The following is a 17,480-nucleotide window of genomic DNA, read 5'->3' on the forward strand; positions in this document are numbered from 1 at the left end:
ACATCCCGTCGGGCGGGCCTTTTTCGTCAGGCGCCGTACTGATCGCAGGTCGAGCGGTTCGAGGTTGGCGCGGGGTTGTAGACCTGGCCGTAATCGCGATTGTCGCGGACGACGAACGAGGCGACGTAGCGGATCGTCCTCGTGTTGGTGAACCAGCCTTTGCCGACCAATGGCGTGTAGAGATAATTGATCTCGACGAACATCACGCCGGAGTCGGTTGGTGCGTTCACCTGGGCGCCGTTCTCGCCCATGCCATTGGGGGCGAGCGTGCCGGGATGCTCGCTGCTGTTGTCACCCGTGGCGGCGTTGTTGACGCCCGCGTCAGGATCATAGGTCACGCCGTCCGCCTTCACGGTCTTGCCATAGTGCGAATCATAGGCGGTGCCGCCTTTGGCGCCGATGCAGCGCTGCCAGTGGATGCGTTGCGTGCCGCCGCTGTTCTCTAGGCTGGACAGGGTGATCCGCCCGTTGCCGGTGAGGTTGAGCGGGGTGCCCTGCTGCTTGGCGGCCAGCAGCACGTCGTTGATGTCGACCTCGCGCAGCATCGTGAAGCCGGTGCCTTTGAATTCGCCGACGCGGCTGGCATTGTCCGCCAGTGCCAACGCGATCTGGCTGAGCCGCTGATTGGTCATTGCATAGTTGGTCAGCTCGGCGGCCCATAATCCCGTCGTCAGCACGATCGGCAGCCCGAGGGCGAATTCGAGCAGCGCGGCGCCGGATCGGTCGGCGGTCAGCCGGTGAAACATGGTCGAGGCGGTCATGTGCAGATCTTCGTCGGGGTGGGGATCATCTGTGTGTTGTAGGGCTGGTTCTTGAAACGGGTGGAGGCGGTCAGCGTCACCTGCTTGCTCCACCCGACCAGCCCGGCCAGCGGAAACAGTCGGGTGTAGGTTACCTGCACCCTGTAGACCGTCACGTCGCTGGCGCCGCCCTGGCCCGAACGGCCGGGGTCCCGATCCCACTGCTTGTTACCATTGATGTCCAGATAGCATTCGCCCGCATCCAATTTGCCGTTGCCGTTGGTGTCGAATATCTCCTCGGGCTTGATGAGCGCGAAGCTGGAGTAGAACAGCCGGTTGGGTGTGACCGTGGCGTTGCGGGCGACCTGCCGGATGGCCGTGGCGACGCGGTTGTCGATCGTCGAGATAGGCGCGGACTCGATCGTGGAATCGCGGGCAGCCTTCTGAAGCGCGCCTTCCAGCACGGCCTGGACATAGGCCTGATAGCTGAGGTCCATCAGCCCCATCAGCAGCAGCATCAGCACCGGCAGAAGAATGGCGAATTCGACGAGCGTTGCACCGCGACGGTCGCGTATCAGCGCGCGGGTCATCGCGAGATCCGCAACATCGCCACACGCTTGGCGATCGTCTGGAAGGCCGCGTTGAGCGCCGCGTTGTCGGCGGCGTAGAAGGCTTGCCCCGGCGATGCGCAGCTCTGCAACTGGGTGGTAAGCGTCTGGCCGAACGCAACGACGAAGATGGTAATGTTGCGCGCCTTGGCGGCCTCACACTCGACGAGGAAGCGGGCGTTGTGTGCATCCAATTGCTTCGAGTTCCCGGCGCACGAGTTCGCGCCGTTACTCACGACGCGCTGATCGTACGACTCGATGCCGTACATGCCGTACAGACACATGTTGGGCTGCATGTCGCCATCGGTCATGAAGACGATGTATCGCTGCGGCGCATTGCGCCCGGGCCAGGCACGCGTGTCGCTGGCGAACATCCCGGTGGGGGAGATCAGCCGCGTTCCCCAGATCATCCCGGTGTCGTGATAGGTGCCGCCCTGCGGAACGAAATCCTTGGCGTTCACATAGGCGCGGACATCGTCCTCGCTCATCGTGGTCAGGCGCCGTACCGGCTTGCCGCACGAGACCCAGCCATTGGCGATGTTGTAGTAGAAGCTCATCGGCGTGAAGGCGGCCACCGAATAACTTGGGCTATTAGGCGGGATATAGTCGCCATAGGGGTTCGTGCTGTTGCCGGCGGAGGTGGCGCTGGACGTGTTGCCGCGATAATAGATGACGTCCGGCCACATCGGCCGCCATTTGGTTGCGTCGCTCGTCGGCGCTGTGTCAGGGTCCAGGTCCGGCGGCAGATTCTTGACGTCGAAGGTCGCCGGCTTGGTGGTGCTGCGCTCCTCGACACAGCCTTGCCAGCGCGAGGTGGTCCCGTTGATCTTGCTGGGATCGATGACCGTGTTGCCCAGCTTGTACTGGCTCGTATCGAAGGTGAACTGCTTGTAGGTCCAGCCGATGCGAAGCGGCTGCGTCGTGATCCGGCACGTGCCGACCGGCGAGTTCTGGTTGTTGGCGGTCCAGGTGCCGGTCGTCTTGGAAGCGGTGCCGCTGGTGGTGAAACCCGTAATAGGCGTGCGACTGTTAACGGCATCGCAGTCGGGCTTTTTATATCCCGGTTTGTCTACGTAGGAACTGGCGCCATTGTTGACGTCATAGGGGGCGCCGCGGCTGTCATAGGTCGCCGAATTGACGATGTAATCGGGCGACAGCGCCTTGATCGCATAGCCGGCATTGACCGTAGAGGTGTAGGTCACGAAGCCGTACCGGACGTTGGTCGATGGATCGACCGTCACATGGACCAGCTTGTAGAAGTCGATCACCGCCTGACGCAGCGCCGCGATCTTGGAGCCGCCTTTCTCCTGCACGGCATAGGCGGTAGTGCCGCCATAGCCGGGTGCGGTGGAATCGTCGGGGCGGACATAGCTATAAGGCAGCTGTCCGCAGCCACCCGTGCCGTCGGCAGTCGTGCACGCCATCGATCCGGTGGTGTCCAGCACGAACATGATGTCGGTATCCGCCACATCGTAGCGCGCCTCGCAGGCCACCCGCAGCGTCTGATTGCCGAAGCCCATCATGCTCGTCAGCGTCATCGGCACCACGACGCTGGCGGTGCCGGACACCTGATTGTCGCTGGTCTTGGACGGCGCAAAGACCGGCTGGCCTTTGGTGCCGAACAGGCCGGCCTTGAAATTGTTGTTGAAGAACTCGGTGGCGCGATCGCTCGCCACCTTGTCCAGCGTGGGATCGTTGGTCGATGCCATGAATCGCCGCCCGGCAAGCGCGCCCGCGTCGCAGGCCTGCTGCAGCCTGCTCTTGACCATGTACAGTCGGGCGGTGTCGATCGCGGAGCCGGCGATGAACAGCAGCGGGATCAGCGCGATTGCCATCATCGCCAGCGTGTTGCCGGCCACGTTGCGGCGCAGACGCCCGAGCAGACCGCCCTTCGGGATCATCCCGGAGAGGTGCCGCTGAAACCGCTCGAGAAACATTTTGTACATGGCGATCGATCGAAACCCCGGGGCGCGGGAGCCTTCGCTCTTCCGTCGCCGATCCTCCCGCCATAGAGGGAAGGGGTGAATGCTTCCCTAAACATGCCCCCCGAAGACCCCGAACGGGCGCTGATCCTGTCCTATGCCCCCGTCGCCGGGCGCCCCGCGCTCGCCGCGCTGCTGGCGCTGGACGAGGCGCTGGCGCAACTGCTGCGGACCACCAGCCAGCCGGCAGTGGGCCAGCTTCGACTCGCATGGTGGCGCGAGGCGCTGGCCAAGCTCGACACCGCGCCGCCGCCCGCAGAGCCGGTGCTGCGCGGGCTCGCCGACGACGTGCTGCCGCGCGGTGTCAGCGGCGCGTCGCTGGTGCCGATCGTCCATGGCTGGGAGGTGCTGGTCGAGGAGGACGCACTCGATGGCCTGGCGCTAGCCCGCTATGCCGCCGGGCGGGGGAGCCTGTTCGTCACGGCGGGTGCCGCGCTAGGCGCTGCGGGCGATCCGCTGGCGCAGGGTGGCGAGGGCTGGGCGCTCGCCGATCTCGCGCGCCATCTTGGCGACGGCGTGGAAGCCGACGCCGCCCGCAGCCTGGCCACACCAAAGCTCGCCGAGGCGCTCGGCCGGCGCTGGAGCCGCAATGCCCGTGCGCTGGGTGCGATGGCGCACCGCGCGCGGATGGACCTCGATCTGCCCGCGGATGCACCACTGCCGATCGGCGCGCCCAGGCGCGTTGCGCGGCTGCTCTGGCACCGGCTCAGCGGCCGCTAGGCCTTGGCTTCATCCTCCTGAAGGTGTACGTTGCGGCTTCCTCGGGGGAGGGATGGGGCATGTGGCGATATGCGGTGGGTGCCGGTGCGGCGCTGTTGCTGGCGTTCGGAGGGTTTCTGCTGTTCCAGCAGGGGCCTGCGCGGGGCCCGCTCGCGGCGGCATTGCAGCCGGCGCCGGCCACGGCCGGCACGACCACGCCGCTGCCCGATGTCGCACCGGCCGCCGACGCCAAGACGCGTGAGCAGAAGCGCTTCGACCGCTACGACAAGGACCGTAACGACGCCGTGAGCCGGGACGAGTATTTCGCCGCGCGCCACAAGGCGTTCGCCAAGCTCGACACCAATGGCGACGGCAAGCTCAGCTTCGAGGAATGGGCGGCCAAGTCGATCGGCAAGTTCACCGGCGCCGATGCCGACAAATCGGGCACGCTCACCCGCACCGAGTTCGCGACCACCGCCCCGACGCGCAAGGTGCCGGGTTCGCGCTGCGCCTGCGGGAAGCCCGCCCCGACGCCGAGCCCCGCCGCGAAGGAGGGGGAGGAGGAAAACTAGGGCGTCAGCCGACCCGTTCGAAATGGCCGCGCTCGAACCCGCCGGCCATCAGCGCAACGATCCGTTCGGCGACCACCTCCGGCGCCTTCACCGTCGCCGGATCCTCGCCCGGAAAGGCGCGCGCGCGCATCTTGGTGCGCGTGGCGCCGGGATCGACGATGCCGACGCGGACCTGGCTGACATTCTCCAGCTCCTGGCTGTAGCTGAGCAGCAGATTCTCGAACGCCGCCTTGGACGCGCCATAGACGCCCCAATAGGCACGCGGGGTGCGGCCGACGCTCGACGTGACGCCCAAGACCCGTGCGGCCGGCGCCTTGCGCAGCATCGGATCGAACGCCGCCAGCATTGCGGCCTGCGCAGCGACGTTGAGCGTCAGCACCTTGGCGAATTCGGCGAAGTCGATCGCGTTGACCGCGCTCAGCGTTCCGAGCATGCCGGCGTTGAGCACCACCATGTCGAGCGTCGGCCAGCGCTCGCCGATCGCGCCGGCCAGCCGGCCGATCGCGTCATGCTCGGCAAGGTCGAGCGGCGCGATCGTCGCGCCGCCGCCGGCCTGGAAGATCGCGTCCTCTACTTCCTCGAGTCCGCCCGCGGTACGCGCGGTGAGAATGACATGCGCGCCCGCGGCACCCAGTGCGATCGCCGTCGCCGCGCCGATGCCGCGGCTGGCGCCGGTGACGAGGGCGGTCTGTCCCGCCAGCGGACCGTCGCGCACCGGCTCAGCCGACCTTCTCGGCGAGCAGCGCCAGCTGGTCCGGCGGCGGCGCCAGTTCGTCCTGGTCGGTCAGCGTCGTCGGATAGTCGCCGGTGAAGCAGGCGTCGCAATACTTCGGATGGATGTCCGCGCGGCGGGCCTCGCCCAGCGCCTTGTACAGGCCGTCGATCGAGACGAAGGCCAGGCTGTCGGCATGGATGAAGTCGGTCATCCCGCCCACGTCCATCTTGGCGGCGAGCAGCTTGGCCCGCTCGGGCGTGTCGACGCCGTAGAAGCAGCTGTGGCGCGTCGGCGGCGAGGCGATGCGCATATGCACTTCCTTCGCGCCGGCATCGTGCATCATCTGGACGATCTTGAGGCTGGTGGTGCCGCGCACGATCGAGTCGTCGATCAGCACGATGCGCTTGCCCGCGATCAGCTCGCGATTGGCGTTGTGCTTCAGCTTCACGCCGAGGTGGCGGACCTTGTCGCCCGGCTGGATGAAGGTGCGGCCGACATAGTGCGAGCGGATGATGCCGAGCTCGAACGGGATGCCCGACTCCTGGGCATAGCCGATCGCCGCAGGCACGCCCGAATCGGGCACCGGCACGACGAGGTCGGCCTCGACCGGCGATTCGATCGCCAGCTGCGCGCCGATCGCCTTGCGCACCGAATAGACCGACCGACTGTCGCTGATCGAATCGGGGCGCGAAAAATAGACATATTCGAAGATGCACGGCCGCGGCGCCTGGGGCGCGAACGGCTTGTGGCTGGTCATCTCGCCATTGGCCTTGACGATCACCAGCTCGCCAGGCTCGACGTCGCGGACATATTCGGCGTCGCACACATCGAGCGCGACGGTTTCCGAAGCGAAGATCACCGCATCGCCCTGACGGCCCATCACCAGCGGCCGGATGCCGAGCGGATCGCGGCACGCGATCATGCCCTCGGGCGTCATCACGATCAGCGAATAGGCACCCTCGACCTGCTTGAGCGCATCGATGAACCGATCGATCAGCGTGCGGTACTGCGAGGTGGCAACGAGGTGGATGATCACCTCGGTATCCGAGGTCGACTGAAAGATCGCACCGCGGCGGATGAGGTCGCGCCGCAGCCGCATCGCGTTCGAGATATTGCCGTTGTGCGCGATGGCGAAGCCGCCGCTGGCCAGCTCGGCATAGAGCGGCTGGACGTTGCGAATCGCCGAGCCGCCGGTGGTGGCATAGCGGACATGGCCGCAGGCCGAGAGGCCGGGAAGCGCGCGGATCACGTCGTCGCGATCGAAATTGCCGGCGACATGGCCCATTGCGCGATGCGTATGGAATTGATGGCCGTCCCAGCTGGTGATGCCCGCCGCCTCCTGGCCGCGGTGCTGGAGCGCGTGCAGCCCCAGCGCGACCATCGCGGCCGCCCCTTCGCTGTTGGAAACGCCGAATACGCCGCACTCTTCGCGCAGCTTGTCGTCATCGAACGGGTGTGTGGTAAGCATTGGCCCTCGGGGGGAACGGCAACGGTTGAGCGGGCATATAGGGGCTTCGGCCAGCTTTGTCTCCGGTCTGTAACAGCGAAAAGGACCGTTTACCCTTTTTGGCGGTTAACCTCCTGAGAAAGGAGCTAGATCATGGCCAAGGACCACGGTACCCAAATCAAGAACGACGCGGTGTACGAGGCGCTGCTAGAACAGGGCGCCTCGAAGGAGAAGGCCGCGCGCATCGCCAATGCCAAGGCGAACGGCAGCCTCGATTCGGGCGGCGGCAAGCTGGAGGACCGCAGCAAGGCCGAGCTGTACGACGAAGCGAAGGAGATCGGCATCGAAGGGCGTTCGAAGATGGACAAGGGCGAGCTGGTGAAGGCGATCCGCCAGCATTGAGCCGCCCGAAAGTTCCGAAAGTTCCGGGAAAGCGACACGAAGCACCGGGTTTGCGCACGTCAGGCCCTCGGTGCCAGTCGAATATCGCGGTTGGACGCGCGTGCCCATGCAATGCGACATAGCATGGAACGCAGCTGTAGGACAGCGGATGTTTTCGTTGTGTTCTCGCTGCGGAGGCGCATCGTCGGCCACCGATACTCTGCCCACCCGGCGCCCCGGCCCTTTCCAGCTGGCCGCTCAGGGCCGTCTGAACGACATTGCGCTGCGTGTTCGGCGGCGGCCATAGCCGGTGCCCGACGCACGGCGGCCAGGCGATACGTGCCGCGAGGGATGACGCTGCCCCCGAACCCAGCTACAGCGCGCGCGTGACCGATATCCGTGAAACGGGCGCCACGCTCGACCCGAAATATGACGCCAACGGCCTGATCACCGCCGTTGCCACCCATGCCGCCACCGGCGAGGTGCTGATGCTCGCCCATATGAATGCCGAGGCGCTGGCGGTGACGCTGGAGACCGGCAAAGCCACCTTCTGGTCGCGCAGCCGCGGGCGGTTGTGGACCAAGGGCGAGACCTCCGGGCATTTCCTCAAGGTCGTCGAGGCGCGGATCGATTGCGACCAGGATGCGCTGTGGCTGCGTGTCGAGCCGCACGGCCCCGCCTGCCACACGGGGGCGGCCAGCTGCTTCTACCGCCGGATCGAGAACGGAGCGCTGGTGCGCGACGCATGAGGGGCGCCGCGCTTGCGCTGCTGCTGGGGCTCGCGGCGTGCGGCGGGCCTGCGCCTGCGCCGTCGGCCGGCACCGCGGTCGATCTCGAGAATGCCGCGATCCAGCGCGGACTGGTCCGCGACCCCAAGGACGTGAGCATTGCGGGCGCGTACGCGCGCGGACCCGATCGGCTCTGCATCGTGCCGGCCGGCGCCGCGCACCGGATCGGCATCGTCATCGACTATGGCGAGGGCAATGGCTGTCGCGCGACCGGATCGGTCCGCCGGGACGGGGAGGGGCTGGCACTTGCGCTCGGCGCCGAGGGCGGCTGCCGCTTTACCGCGCGCTTTGACGGCGATCACCTCGCCCTGCCGGGCGCGCTGCCGAAGGCCTGCGCGCAGCTCTGCACCGGGCGTGCCGCGCTGGCGGGGGCACAGTTCGCGCGGCTGGGCGAATCGGTGCCCGAGGCGCAGGCGATGCGCGACGCAGAGGGACATGCACTCTGCGGGGAATAGACGCGGCACCCCCATAGGATACCCTCTCCCAAGGCTGCCGGAATCGATCGGCAGTCCTGTCAGGAGAGCGCCGATGCGTGTTCTGGTCCTTGCCAGCGTCGCCTGCGTGGTGGCTGCCGTCCCTGCCGCCGCCCAGATCTGGGGCGGCCCCGTACCTTCCAGCTCAGGCGGCAGCTTTGCCGGGCGCGGGATCCACGTCCCGACGCAGCCACGGTCGGCGCGGAGCGAGATTTGCGCTGGCGAACGCAGCGGCCAACTAACCCGCGGCGAAGCGCGCCAGCTGCGACGCGTGGACACCGCGAACAGCGCCATCGCCGAGCGGCTCTCAAGCGACGGTCTCACCGAGAGCGGGGCTGCCGAGCTCCAGACCCGCGCCATCCTGCTCCACGAGGACATCGTTCGCGCCCGCTTCAGCGGCGCTGCCAAGCCACCCAAGAACTAGCGCGCCACACTTGACGTTCACGTAAAGGTAAACTACAAGAGCTTCATGACCGCTGCTGCCGCTCCGATCGAGGCCCTGGCGCCGATCGAACCGCGTCCCGATCGTGACGCCTTTTCCATTTCCGACCTTTGCGCCGAGTTCGGGGTAACCCCCCGTGCGCTCCGCTTCTACGAGGACGAGGGGCTGATTTCGCCCGAGCGGCGCGGCACCCAGCGCATCTACACGCATCGCGATCGCGCGCGGCTCGCCTGGATCCTGCGCGGCAAGCGCGTCGGCTTCAGCCTGGGGGAGATCAAGGAGATGATTGATCTCTACGACCTCGGCGACGGCCGGCGTGTCCAGCGACAGGTGACGCTGGAGCGGTGCATGGACCGAATCCACCATCTGGAAGCGCAGAAGCGTGACATCGATGCGCATATCGCCGAGCTCGCGCAGTTCGTCGACCTGATCAAAAGCAAAGACAACGAGCACTGAGGAACCTGAAATGCCGCAGTTTACCCCGCCTGTGCGCGACACGCGCTTCGTCCTCGATCGGGTCATCGGGCTCGATCGCTACACCAACCTGCCGCACTTCCAGGCGGCGACGCCCGACGTGGTCGACGCGGTGTTGGAGGAAGGCGGCAAGTTCGTCGCCGAAGTCCTGTTCCCGATCAATCATAGCGGCGACCAGCAGGGTTGCACCCGCCATCCCGACGGCAGCGTGACCACTCCCGAGGGCTTCAAGGAAGCGTACCAGCAGTTTGTCGAGAGCGGCTGGGGCACGCTGAGCGCGCCCGCCGAGTTCGGCGGGCAGGCGATGCCGCACGTCGTCGCGACCGCGTTCGAGGAATATATGATCGCCTCCAACATGGCCTTCGCCATGTATCCGGGCCTCACCCATGGCGCGATTGCCGCGCTGCTGGTCAAGGGCTCGGAGGAGCAGAAGGCCAAGTACGTCCCCAAGATGATCTCGGGCGAGTGGGGCGGCACGATGAACCTGACCGAGCCGCAGTGCGGCACCGATCTGGGTCTCATCAAGACCAAGGCCGAGCCCAATCCGGATGGCTCGTACAGCATCACCGGCACCAAGATCTTTATCTCGTCGGGCGAGCATGACCTGACCAGCAACATCATCCATCTGGTGCTGGCCAAGACCCCCGGCGCGCCGGACAGCACCAAGGGCATCTCGCTGTTCGTGGTGCCCAAGTTCCTGGTCAATGACGACGGGTCGATCGGCGCGCGCAACGGCGTCACCTGCGGCTCGATCGAGCACAAGATGGGCATCCACGCCAACTCGACTTGCGTGATGAACTATGACGGCGCCACCGGCTGGCTGGTCGGTGACGAGATGAAGGGCCTCGCCGCGATGTTCATCATGATGAACGCGGCACGCCTGGGCGTGGGCCTGCAGGGTCTCGGCATCGCCGAAGTCGCGATGCAGAACGCGGTCCAGTACGCCGGCGACCGCCGCCAGGGCCGCGCGCTGACCGGCCCCAAGGAGCCGGCGGAAAAGGCGGACACGCTGTTCGTCCATCCCGACGTGCGCCGCATGCTGATGGAAGCCAAGGCACAGATCGAGGGGCTGCGCGCGCTCTGCCTGTGGGGCGCGCTCCAGGTCGACATGGAGCATGCCGCCGCCAGCGAGGAAGAGCGCCAGCTCGCGGGTGACCTGATCGGGCTGCTGACCCCGGTGATCAAGGGCGTCGGCACCGATATCGGCTACAAGGTCGCGACCGATTGCCAGCAGGTCTATGGCGGCCATGGCTATATCGCCGAATGGGGCATGGAACAGTATGTCCGCGATGCCCGCATCGCGATGATCTACGAAGGCACCAACGGCGTGCAGGCGATGGACCTGGTCGGTCGCAAGCTGGCGCTGAACGGCGGCCGCGCGGTGCAGGCCTTCTTCCGCGTCGTCGGCGAGGAGGTCGCGGCGGCCAAGGGCAATGAAAAGCTCGCGGGCTTTGCCGAGGCGCTGGAGAAGGCACTGGGCCATCTCCAGGGGGCGACGATGTGGCTGGCGCAGAACGGGTTCAAGAACCCGAACGAAGTCGGCGCGGGTGCCTATCCGTACATGCAGCTGACCGGGCTGGTCGCGCTCGGCCTGATGTGGCTGCGCATGGCCAAGGCGGCGAGCGAGGCGCTGGCGCAGGGCGCCGAGGATGTCGCCTTCCTCGAGGCCAAGCTGGTCACCGCGCGCTTCTACGCCGAGCGGTTCCTCCCCGATGCGAGCGGCCTGCGCCGCAAGATCGAGGCGGGCAGCGAGAGCGTGATGGCGCTCGACCCGGAGATGTTCAAGGCAGCCTAATCGCTGCTGGGGACGGAAGAGGCCGGCGTTGCGGGAGCCGCAGCGCCGGTCTTGTTCTGTGCGGGCGGCGCCTTTCGGCGGACGCCGTCGAGTGGCGCAGGCTCCGCTGTCTGCGCGGGTGTAGGCGTTGCGACCGGCGTGGGCGGCGGCTGGCGTCGCATGCACTGGGCCGGGCTCGGGCGGCGAAACTGCTCGCAGTTCCACAAGGCCTTCACATACTGGACCTTCTCGTCGCGCAGATAGCTGAACGACATCGCCGCGGCTTGTTCGCCGGTCGGCGGCAGCCGGGCGGGCTTTCTGGAAGGATCCAGCCAGGCCATGAACTTGCAATAGGGCCGATCACCGCAGGTGCGCAGCGCCAGCGCCGGGTAGAGATCGGGCACCATCTCGTCGGGGAGCGTCACCAGGAAGACGTTCTGATCGCCCGCCACCGCGACGGGAACGGCACTCGCCGGGATCGCACCAGCGGCCTTGTTCACGTCGAACAGCAGCCCCGTCGCGCCGGGATCGCCGGCCGGGCCAGCGACCTCGGCGGCGCCGCCGCTGTGCGCGGCAGAGAGCTTGGCGAGCAGCGGGATATTGGGCTCGTCGGCGACATAGCCGCGGTTGAACGCAGGCGGGGTGCCCCACCAGCCGGCCCAGCGGAAGAACAGGTGCGTGTGCAGCGCGACGATCTTGTCGAGGCTTGCACTCCAATAGGGCACCACCCAATCGGTATGGTAGTGGGTGGCGTGGCCGACGGGGCGGAATACCGTGCCGTGCAGCGCCATCCTGGCGATGTCGCGCGCACGAGCCCAGGCGACCGGCGTCGGCGACCAGCGCAGCATCGCCCCGTCGCAGCTGAAGGTGAACTGACAGCCGGTGCTGCGTTCCGACCCCTGGAACACCACGCCGCATACCGTCTTTGGGAAGGCGGGGTGGCGGACGCGGTTGAGGATCACCTGCGCCACCGCGCGCTCGCCCAGCGCATCGTCGCCGGCTTCATAGACTTCGGCGGCGGCGAGACAGTCGACCGCGCGCGCCTGGCTGTCGGCGGCACCGACCAGATGGAACGGGCGCGCGGCAGGGTTCGGGTTGGTCGAGAAGGGGATGGACGCGTTGAACGCACGCGCATCCTCGGGATCGAGATCGGCGATCGCGACCGGCTCGACCGGGGGCAGCTCTTCCTTCGGCACCACGCGGTTGGGCAGCGCGACGGGCGGCACGCGGCGGGCATGGTGGGGCATGTTGGGCGCGTTGATCACCAGCAGCGCCGGTACCACCAGCGCTGTGAGCGCGACGATGCCGAGGACGAGGCGGAGCCACAAGGGAGGAGAAGCGGTGGGAAGGGCGGGCGTCACAGGCGGGTACAAGGTTCCGAGATCAGGGTCGCCGCCTGTATCCCAAAGCGCCTGAACTGGGAACAACTCAGTTCCGATCGCCCGCGAAACGGAACCGATGCGGCGGTGCAACCGTATTGAAAACGGGGCGCGCAACGACTTTGCGCATACAGGAAGGTTTTTTCTCCGGATGCATCAACCCGCGCTCGTCATCGCGCTGATCGGTGCGCTCGGCATCGGCGCGCAGTGGATTGCCTGGCGTACCGGCTGGCCCGCGATCGCTCTGATGCTCGTCGCCGGCGTACTCGCCGGTCCCGTCGCAGGGCTGATCGAGCCGCATGCGGTGTTTGGCGAGTTGCTCGAGCCGATCGTCTCGATCGCCGTCGCGCTGATCCTGTTCGAAGGCGGCCTCAGCCTCAACTTCCGCGAGCTGCGGCGCACCGATGGCGCGGTGACGCGACTGGTGCTGCTGGGCGTCCCGATCGGCTGGGGGCTGGGAACGCTGGCGCTCTATTATGCCGCCGGACTCGTCTGGCCGGTGGCGACGCTGTTTGCGGGTATTCTCGTCGTGACCGGCCCCACGGTGGTGCTGCCGCTGCTACGGCAGAGCAATGTCGCGCAGCGGCCGCGCGCGATCCTGAAATGGGAAGCGATCGTCAACGATCCGATCGGCGCGCTGTGCGGGTTGGTGACCTACGAGTATCTCCGCCGGTCCGGCGATGGCGGGACGCTGCTCAGCGTGCTCGGCTCGCTGCTCGCGGCGAGCGTCGTCGCGGGGCTGATCGGCTATGTCGTCGCCAAGGCGATCGGCTGGGCCTTCCAGCGCGGCCATGTGCCCGAATATCTCAAGGCGCCCGTGCTGCTGGTCGCGGTGATCGGCGTGTTCGTCGGCTCGAACCTGATCCAGCAGGAGACAGGCCTGATCACCGTGACGGTGATGGGCGTGGCACTCGCCAACATGAAGCTCGATTCGCTGCGCGACATCCATCCGTTCAAGGAGAATGTCACCGTCCTCCTGATCTCGGGCGTGTTCGTGCTGCTCTCCGCCTCGCTTGATTTCGAGGTGCTGCGGCATTTCGAGTGGCGCTTCCTGGCCTTCCTCGCGGCGCTGCTGTTCCTCGTGCGGCCGATCACCGTGCTGCTGAGCCTGGCTTTTACCAAGGTGCCGTGGAACGAGCGGCTGCTCGTTGCCTGGATCGCCCCGCGCGGTATCGTCGCGGTGGCGATCTCGGGCCTGTTCGCGCTGCGGCTCGACAAACTGGGCTATAGCGACGGCTCGATCCTGGTGACGCTCTCCTTCGCCGTGGTGGTGGCGACCATCCTCGCGCACGGCTTTTCGATCGGCCCCGTCGCGCGGCTGCTCAAGGTGACGGGCGCCACCGAGCGTGGGCTGCTGATCGTCGGCGGCACGCCGTGGAGCCTCGCGCTCGCCGACCAGCTCCGTCAGCTCGAGGTGCCGGTGACGATCTGCGACACCAGCTGGCAGCGGCTGCGGCCGGCGCGCTCGGCGGGCATCGCCACCTATCATGGCGAGATCCTCGCCGAGGCGACCGAGGACCGGCTCGACATGTCGCAGTTCCAGGTGCTCGCGGCGACCAGCGACAACGAGGCGTACAACGCACTGGTCTGCAACGAATTCGCCCATGAGATGGGCCGCGACAATGTCTACCAGCTCGGCAGCGGCGGCGATGACGAGGATGCTCGCGCGCTGCCGGAGTCGCTGCGGGGCCGCGCGCTGTTCACCAGCGGCCACGGCGTCGACGAGATCGTCGAGCGCGAGCAGGGGGGCTGGACGTTCCGCAAGACCCGGCTGACCGAGCAGTTCGACTTCGACGCTGCCAAGGCCGATCTGCCCGACGCGGCCGACATGCTGCTGCTGGTGCGCAAGGGCGGGCTGCTGCGCTTCTTCTCGCACGCCAGCCGGCCAACGCCGCAGCCCGGCGACACGATCATCTCGTACGTGCCCCCCATGCCGGCGGCGCGACGACTGCAGGAGGAGGTTGCATGAGCAGATGGGCGATGTTGGCGCTCATGGGTGTGTTGGCGGGCTGCAATGCGCGAGAGCCCGCACGCGACAATGCGACGGTGGAGAACAAGAGCATCCTCGCCGAGGACGACGGGCTGGCGAACAACAGTGCCGCAGAAGCGCCCAAGTCGATCCTCCGGCCCGAGGTGGTGCCGGACGAGCCGGAAAAGCCCGAGCTCAAGCCCGTCGATCTCGTGGTGCCCTTTGGTGCAGCAGGGCTGAAGCTGGACGATGGCGGACGCAAGCTGCTCGACGAACTGCTGACGAACCCGACGACCGCCGCCGGCGGTGCGATCACGATCAGCGGCCACACCGACACGCGCGGCAATGACCGCGACAATCTGGTCTCCTCGCGCAAGCGGGCCGAGGCGGTGCGCGACTATCTGCTGTCGAGGGGCGTGCCCGCGGAGCGCATGACGGTGATCGCCTTCGGGGAAACCCGCGCGCTGGTCCCGAACGCCAAGGCGGACGGCAGCGACGATCCGGAGGGGCGGGCGAAAAATCGTCGGGTGGAGGTGCAGGTCGCATTGCCTGCCTCCGCGGAGACATCAACGGCTGCACCGGACAACGGAACCGCCGAGGCTCTAGCTGCTGATTCTAAGACCCAGCAATAGAGCCTAACACATTGTCATCTCGGCGAAAGCCGGGATTCATTGCCCTCAGCGTTACGGTTCTTGCTACAACCGAGTGGCGAATGGATACCGGCTTTTGCTGGGATGACGGTGGAGGGGTGGTGCCCCTCCACCTTCTATCAGCCCTCGGGCAGGAAGTCCGGCACGCTCAGATAGCGCTCGCCGGTGTCATAGTTGAAGCCGAGCACGCGCACGCCGTCGGGCAGGTCGGGCAGCTTCTGCAGGATCGCGGCCAGCGTGCCGCCCGAGGAGATGCCGACCAGCATGCCCTCTTCGGCGGCCGAGCGGCGTGCCATGTCCTTGGCAACGGTGGCGTCGACCTTGATCACGCCGTCGATCGCGTCGGTATGCAGGTTCTTCGGCACGAAGCCCGCGCCGATGCCCTGGATCGGGTGCGGACCGGGCTGCCCGCCCGAGATCACCGGCGACAGTTCCGGCTCCACCGCGAACACCTTGAGGTTCGGCCATTCCTTCTTCAGCGCTTCCGCCACGCCGGTGATGTGCCCGCCAGTGCCGACACCGGTGATGATCACGTCGATCGGCGTGTCACGGAAGTCGTTGAGGATTTCTTGTGCGGTGGTGCGCACATGCACGTCGACGTTCGCAGCGTTTTCGAACTGTTGCGGCATCCAGGCACCGGGGGTGCTCTCGACGATCTCGAGCGCGCGCTCGATCGCGCCCTTCATGCCCTTCTCGCGCGGGGTGAGGTCGAAGCTCGCACCATAGGCCAGCATCAGGCGGCGGCGTTCTAGCGACATGCTCTCCGGCATCACGAGGATCAGCTTGTAGCCCTTCACCGCCGCGACCATCGCCAAGCCGACACCGGTGTTGCCGCTGGTCGGCTCGACGATCGTGCCGCCGGGCTGGAGGCTGCCGTCCTTCTCGGCCGCCTCGACCATGGCGAGCGCAATGCGGTCCTTGATTGAGCCACCCGGGTTCGAGCGCTCGGACTTGATCCACACCTCGGCGCCGGGGAACAGCTTGTTGATACGGACGTGCGGCGTGTTGCCGATCGTTTCGAGGATCGAATGGGCCTTCATGTCGTCATCTCCTTGGGAGGAACTTCGAGGGTGGCCGGAGGATCGAAGGTTCGAGCCCGCTTGAGCTCAGGGAATAGCTTCGACCACAGGACCGTGACAAGGATCGCGCCGATGCCGCCGCCGATCACCGCGGCGACCGGCCCGATCAGCGCGGCGAGGAAGCCGCTTTCGGCTTCACCCAGCTCGTTCGAGCCGGAAATGAACAGCGTGGAGACCGCACCCACCCGGCCGCGCATCTCGTCCGGCGTGTAGAGCTGGATCAGCGACTGACGGACGTACACCGACACCATATCGGCGGCGCCCAGCACGAACAGCGCGGCCAGCGAGACGAGTACGGCGGGGGAGAGGTCGGTGCCGACGGCCTTGGTGCCGAGCACCGGCACCAGCAGCGGCGCCGCGGCGCCGAACACCACCGTCGCCAGGCCGAACAAGGCGACCGCGACCAGCATCTTCACGCCCACGTTGGTCTTGAGCGGGCGCCAGGAGAAGAACAGGGCCGTCACCACCGCACCCAACGCCGGGGCAGCGCGAAGGTGCCCGAGGCCCTCGGACCCCACCTGCAGGATGTCGCGCGCATAGACCGGCAGCATAGCCGTCGCACCGCCGAGCAGCACTGCGAACAGATCAAGCGAGATCGCGCCCAGCACCAGCCGGTTGCGGCGGACATAATGAAGGCCGTCGACCATCTGCGACAGCGGGCTGCCGGTGAATTTCCGGTTGGCGACCGGCACCGGGCCGATCAGGAACAGCATCAGCAGCGAGACGAGGAACAGGCCGCCCGACACCGCATAGGCGAGCCACGAGGCCGCCGCGTAGAGATAGCCGCCCATCGCCGGGCCGATCACGGTGCCGCTCTGCCAGGCAAGCGAACTCAGCGCGATCGCGGTCGGCAACACCGCCTTGGGCACGAGGTTCGGGGCCAGCGCGCCGAGCGCCGGGCTGGCGAAGGCGCGCGCCACGCCGAGCAATGCGGCGATGCTGAACAAGGCGGGCAGGGTGATGGTCTGCTGCCAGGTCAGCCAGGCGAGGCTTAGTGCGCAGAACGCCTCAAGGGACACCGCGGTGCGGGCGATCCAGCGCCGGTCGATCCGGTCCGCGACCCAGCCGGCGAACAGCGACAGGAACAGCAGCGGCAGAAACTGCGCCACGCCGATCATGCCGAGCTGGAAGGCCGCTTCCTTGATGCTCATCGTGCGGCGGGCGATGTCGTAGACCTGCCAGCCGATCACGATCACCATCGCCATCTGCCCCAGCGTGGCGGCGAGGCGGGCGACGAAATAGGCACGGAAGTTGCCGATGGCGAACGGATGCGGTGACATGGTCTCGCTCTTGGCGCGCGGTCGCTTG

Annotated in this window: 18 protein-coding genes; 10 read left to right on the forward strand and 8 right to left on the reverse strand. The window is 67.0% G+C overall.

Annotation, left to right across the window (positions count from 1 at the left end):
* Positions 1-26: 26 nt before the first annotated feature.
* The 3 genes from RT655_RS01580 to RT655_RS01590 are packed head-to-tail and all read right to left on the reverse strand — an operon-like array spanning position 27 to position 3,294.
* Entirely contained in the window at positions 27-761 is a 735-nt protein-coding gene (locus RT655_RS01580) for a histidine kinase (protein ID WP_313534629.1), read from the reverse strand.
* Positions 758-1,330, reverse strand: coding sequence for a TadE/TadG family type IV pilus assembly protein (locus tag RT655_RS01585; RefSeq protein ID WP_313534630.1), 573 nt, complete (start codon positions 1,328-1,330; stop codon positions 758-760). The genes RT655_RS01580 and RT655_RS01585 overlap by 4 nt, the downstream gene beginning before the upstream one ends.
* The gene (locus tag RT655_RS01590) at positions 1,327-3,294 is read right to left on the reverse strand and encodes a TadE/TadG family type IV pilus assembly protein (protein WP_313534631.1); all 1,968 of its coding nucleotides are present in this window, start codon (positions 3,292-3,294) and stop codon (positions 1,327-1,329) included. Before RT655_RS01590 ends, RT655_RS01585 begins: the two co-directional genes overlap by 4 nt.
* Positions 3,295-3,387: 93 nt before the next feature.
* On the opposite strand from RT655_RS01590, the gene RT655_RS01595 reads away from it, so the two are divergent.
* Together RT655_RS01595 and RT655_RS01600 are read left to right on the forward strand one after the other, a co-directional pair.
* Positions 3,388-4,050 (forward strand): squalene/phytoene synthase family protein, encoded by a 663-nt coding sequence (locus tag RT655_RS01595; protein WP_313534632.1) that lies wholly within the window; start codon positions 3,388-3,390, stop codon positions 4,048-4,050.
* 59 nt (positions 4,051-4,109) lie between these two features.
* Entirely contained in the window at positions 4,110-4,601 is a 492-nt protein-coding gene (locus RT655_RS01600) for an EF-hand domain-containing protein (RefSeq protein WP_313534633.1), read from the forward strand.
* Between the two features lie 4 nt (positions 4,602-4,605).
* Here the strand turns inward: RT655_RS01600 and RT655_RS01605 are convergent, their stop codons facing one another.
* Positions 4,606-5,316: an SDR family NAD(P)-dependent oxidoreductase gene (locus tag RT655_RS01605; protein ID WP_313534634.1), complete on the reverse strand. Its 711-nt coding sequence runs from the start codon at positions 5,314-5,316 to the stop codon at positions 4,606-4,608.
* Between the two features lie 4 nt (positions 5,317-5,320).
* Positions 5,321-6,784, reverse strand: a complete 1,464-nt coding sequence (gene purF / locus RT655_RS01610) for an amidophosphoribosyltransferase (RefSeq protein ID WP_313534635.1) — start codon at positions 6,782-6,784, stop codon at positions 5,321-5,323.
* Positions 6,785-6,916: 132 nt separating this feature from the next.
* Here purF and RT655_RS01615 point away from each other — a divergent pair, with 132 nt between their 5' ends.
* The 6 genes from RT655_RS01615 to RT655_RS01640 all read left to right on the forward strand — a co-directional run bounded on the left by RT655_RS01615 (position 6,917) and on the right by RT655_RS01640 (position 11,116).
* Positions 6,917-7,165: a Rho termination factor N-terminal domain-containing protein gene (locus tag RT655_RS01615; protein ID WP_313534636.1), complete on the forward strand. Its 249-nt coding sequence runs from the start codon at positions 6,917-6,919 to the stop codon at positions 7,163-7,165.
* A 365-nt stretch (positions 7,166-7,530) separates the two neighbouring features.
* On the forward strand, positions 7,531-7,893 hold the full coding sequence (gene hisI / locus RT655_RS01620; RefSeq protein ID WP_313534637.1) for a phosphoribosyl-AMP cyclohydrolase: 363 nt from the start codon (positions 7,531-7,533) through the stop codon (positions 7,891-7,893).
* On the forward strand, positions 7,890-8,387 hold the full coding sequence (locus RT655_RS01625; protein ID WP_313534638.1) for a hypothetical protein: 498 nt from the start codon (positions 7,890-7,892) through the stop codon (positions 8,385-8,387). Before hisI ends, RT655_RS01625 begins: the two co-directional genes overlap by 4 nt.
* Before the next feature lie 73 nt (positions 8,388-8,460).
* A complete protein-coding gene (locus RT655_RS01630; RefSeq protein WP_313534639.1) occupies positions 8,461-8,829 on the forward strand; it encodes a hypothetical protein in 369 nt (122 codons plus the stop codon).
* A gap of 45 nt (positions 8,830-8,874) precedes the next feature.
* Positions 8,875-9,303 (forward strand): MerR family DNA-binding transcriptional regulator, encoded by a 429-nt coding sequence (locus RT655_RS01635; protein ID WP_313534640.1) that lies wholly within the window; start codon positions 8,875-8,877, stop codon positions 9,301-9,303.
* A 10-nt stretch (positions 9,304-9,313) separates the two neighbouring features.
* Positions 9,314-11,116, forward strand: coding sequence for an acyl-CoA dehydrogenase C-terminal domain-containing protein (locus tag RT655_RS01640; protein WP_313534641.1), 1,803 nt, complete (start codon positions 9,314-9,316; stop codon positions 11,114-11,116).
* On the opposite strand, the gene RT655_RS01645 is transcribed toward RT655_RS01640, so the two are convergent.
* A complete protein-coding gene (locus tag RT655_RS01645) occupies positions 11,113-12,423 on the reverse strand; it encodes a cell wall hydrolase (protein ID WP_313534642.1) in 1,311 nt (436 codons plus the stop codon). The genes RT655_RS01640 and RT655_RS01645 overlap by 4 nt on opposite strands.
* 202 nt (positions 12,424-12,625) lie before the next feature.
* Here RT655_RS01645 and RT655_RS01650 point away from each other — a divergent pair, with 202 nt between their 5' ends.
* Positions 12,626-14,443, forward strand: coding sequence for a sodium:proton antiporter (locus tag RT655_RS01650; protein ID WP_313534644.1), 1,818 nt, complete (start codon positions 12,626-12,628; stop codon positions 14,441-14,443).
* Positions 14,440-15,075, forward strand: coding sequence for an OmpA family protein (locus RT655_RS01655; RefSeq protein WP_313534645.1), 636 nt, complete (start codon positions 14,440-14,442; stop codon positions 15,073-15,075). Before RT655_RS01650 ends, RT655_RS01655 begins: the two co-directional genes overlap by 4 nt.
* A gap of 137 nt (positions 15,076-15,212) precedes the next feature.
* On the opposite strand, the gene cysK is transcribed toward RT655_RS01655, so the two are convergent.
* Together cysK and RT655_RS01665 are read right to left on the reverse strand one after the other, a co-directional pair.
* A complete protein-coding gene (gene cysK, locus RT655_RS01660; RefSeq protein WP_313534646.1) occupies positions 15,213-16,133 on the reverse strand; it encodes a cysteine synthase A in 921 nt (306 codons plus the stop codon).
* Entirely contained in the window at positions 16,130-17,452 is a 1,323-nt protein-coding gene (locus RT655_RS01665) for an MFS transporter (protein ID WP_313534647.1), read from the reverse strand. Before RT655_RS01665 ends, cysK begins: the two co-directional genes overlap by 4 nt.
* Positions 17,453-17,480: the final 28 nt, after the last annotated feature.

It is taken from the genome of Sphingomonas sp. (assembly GCF_032114135.1).
GTDB lineage: Bacteria > Pseudomonadota > Alphaproteobacteria > Sphingomonadales > Sphingomonadaceae > Sphingomonas.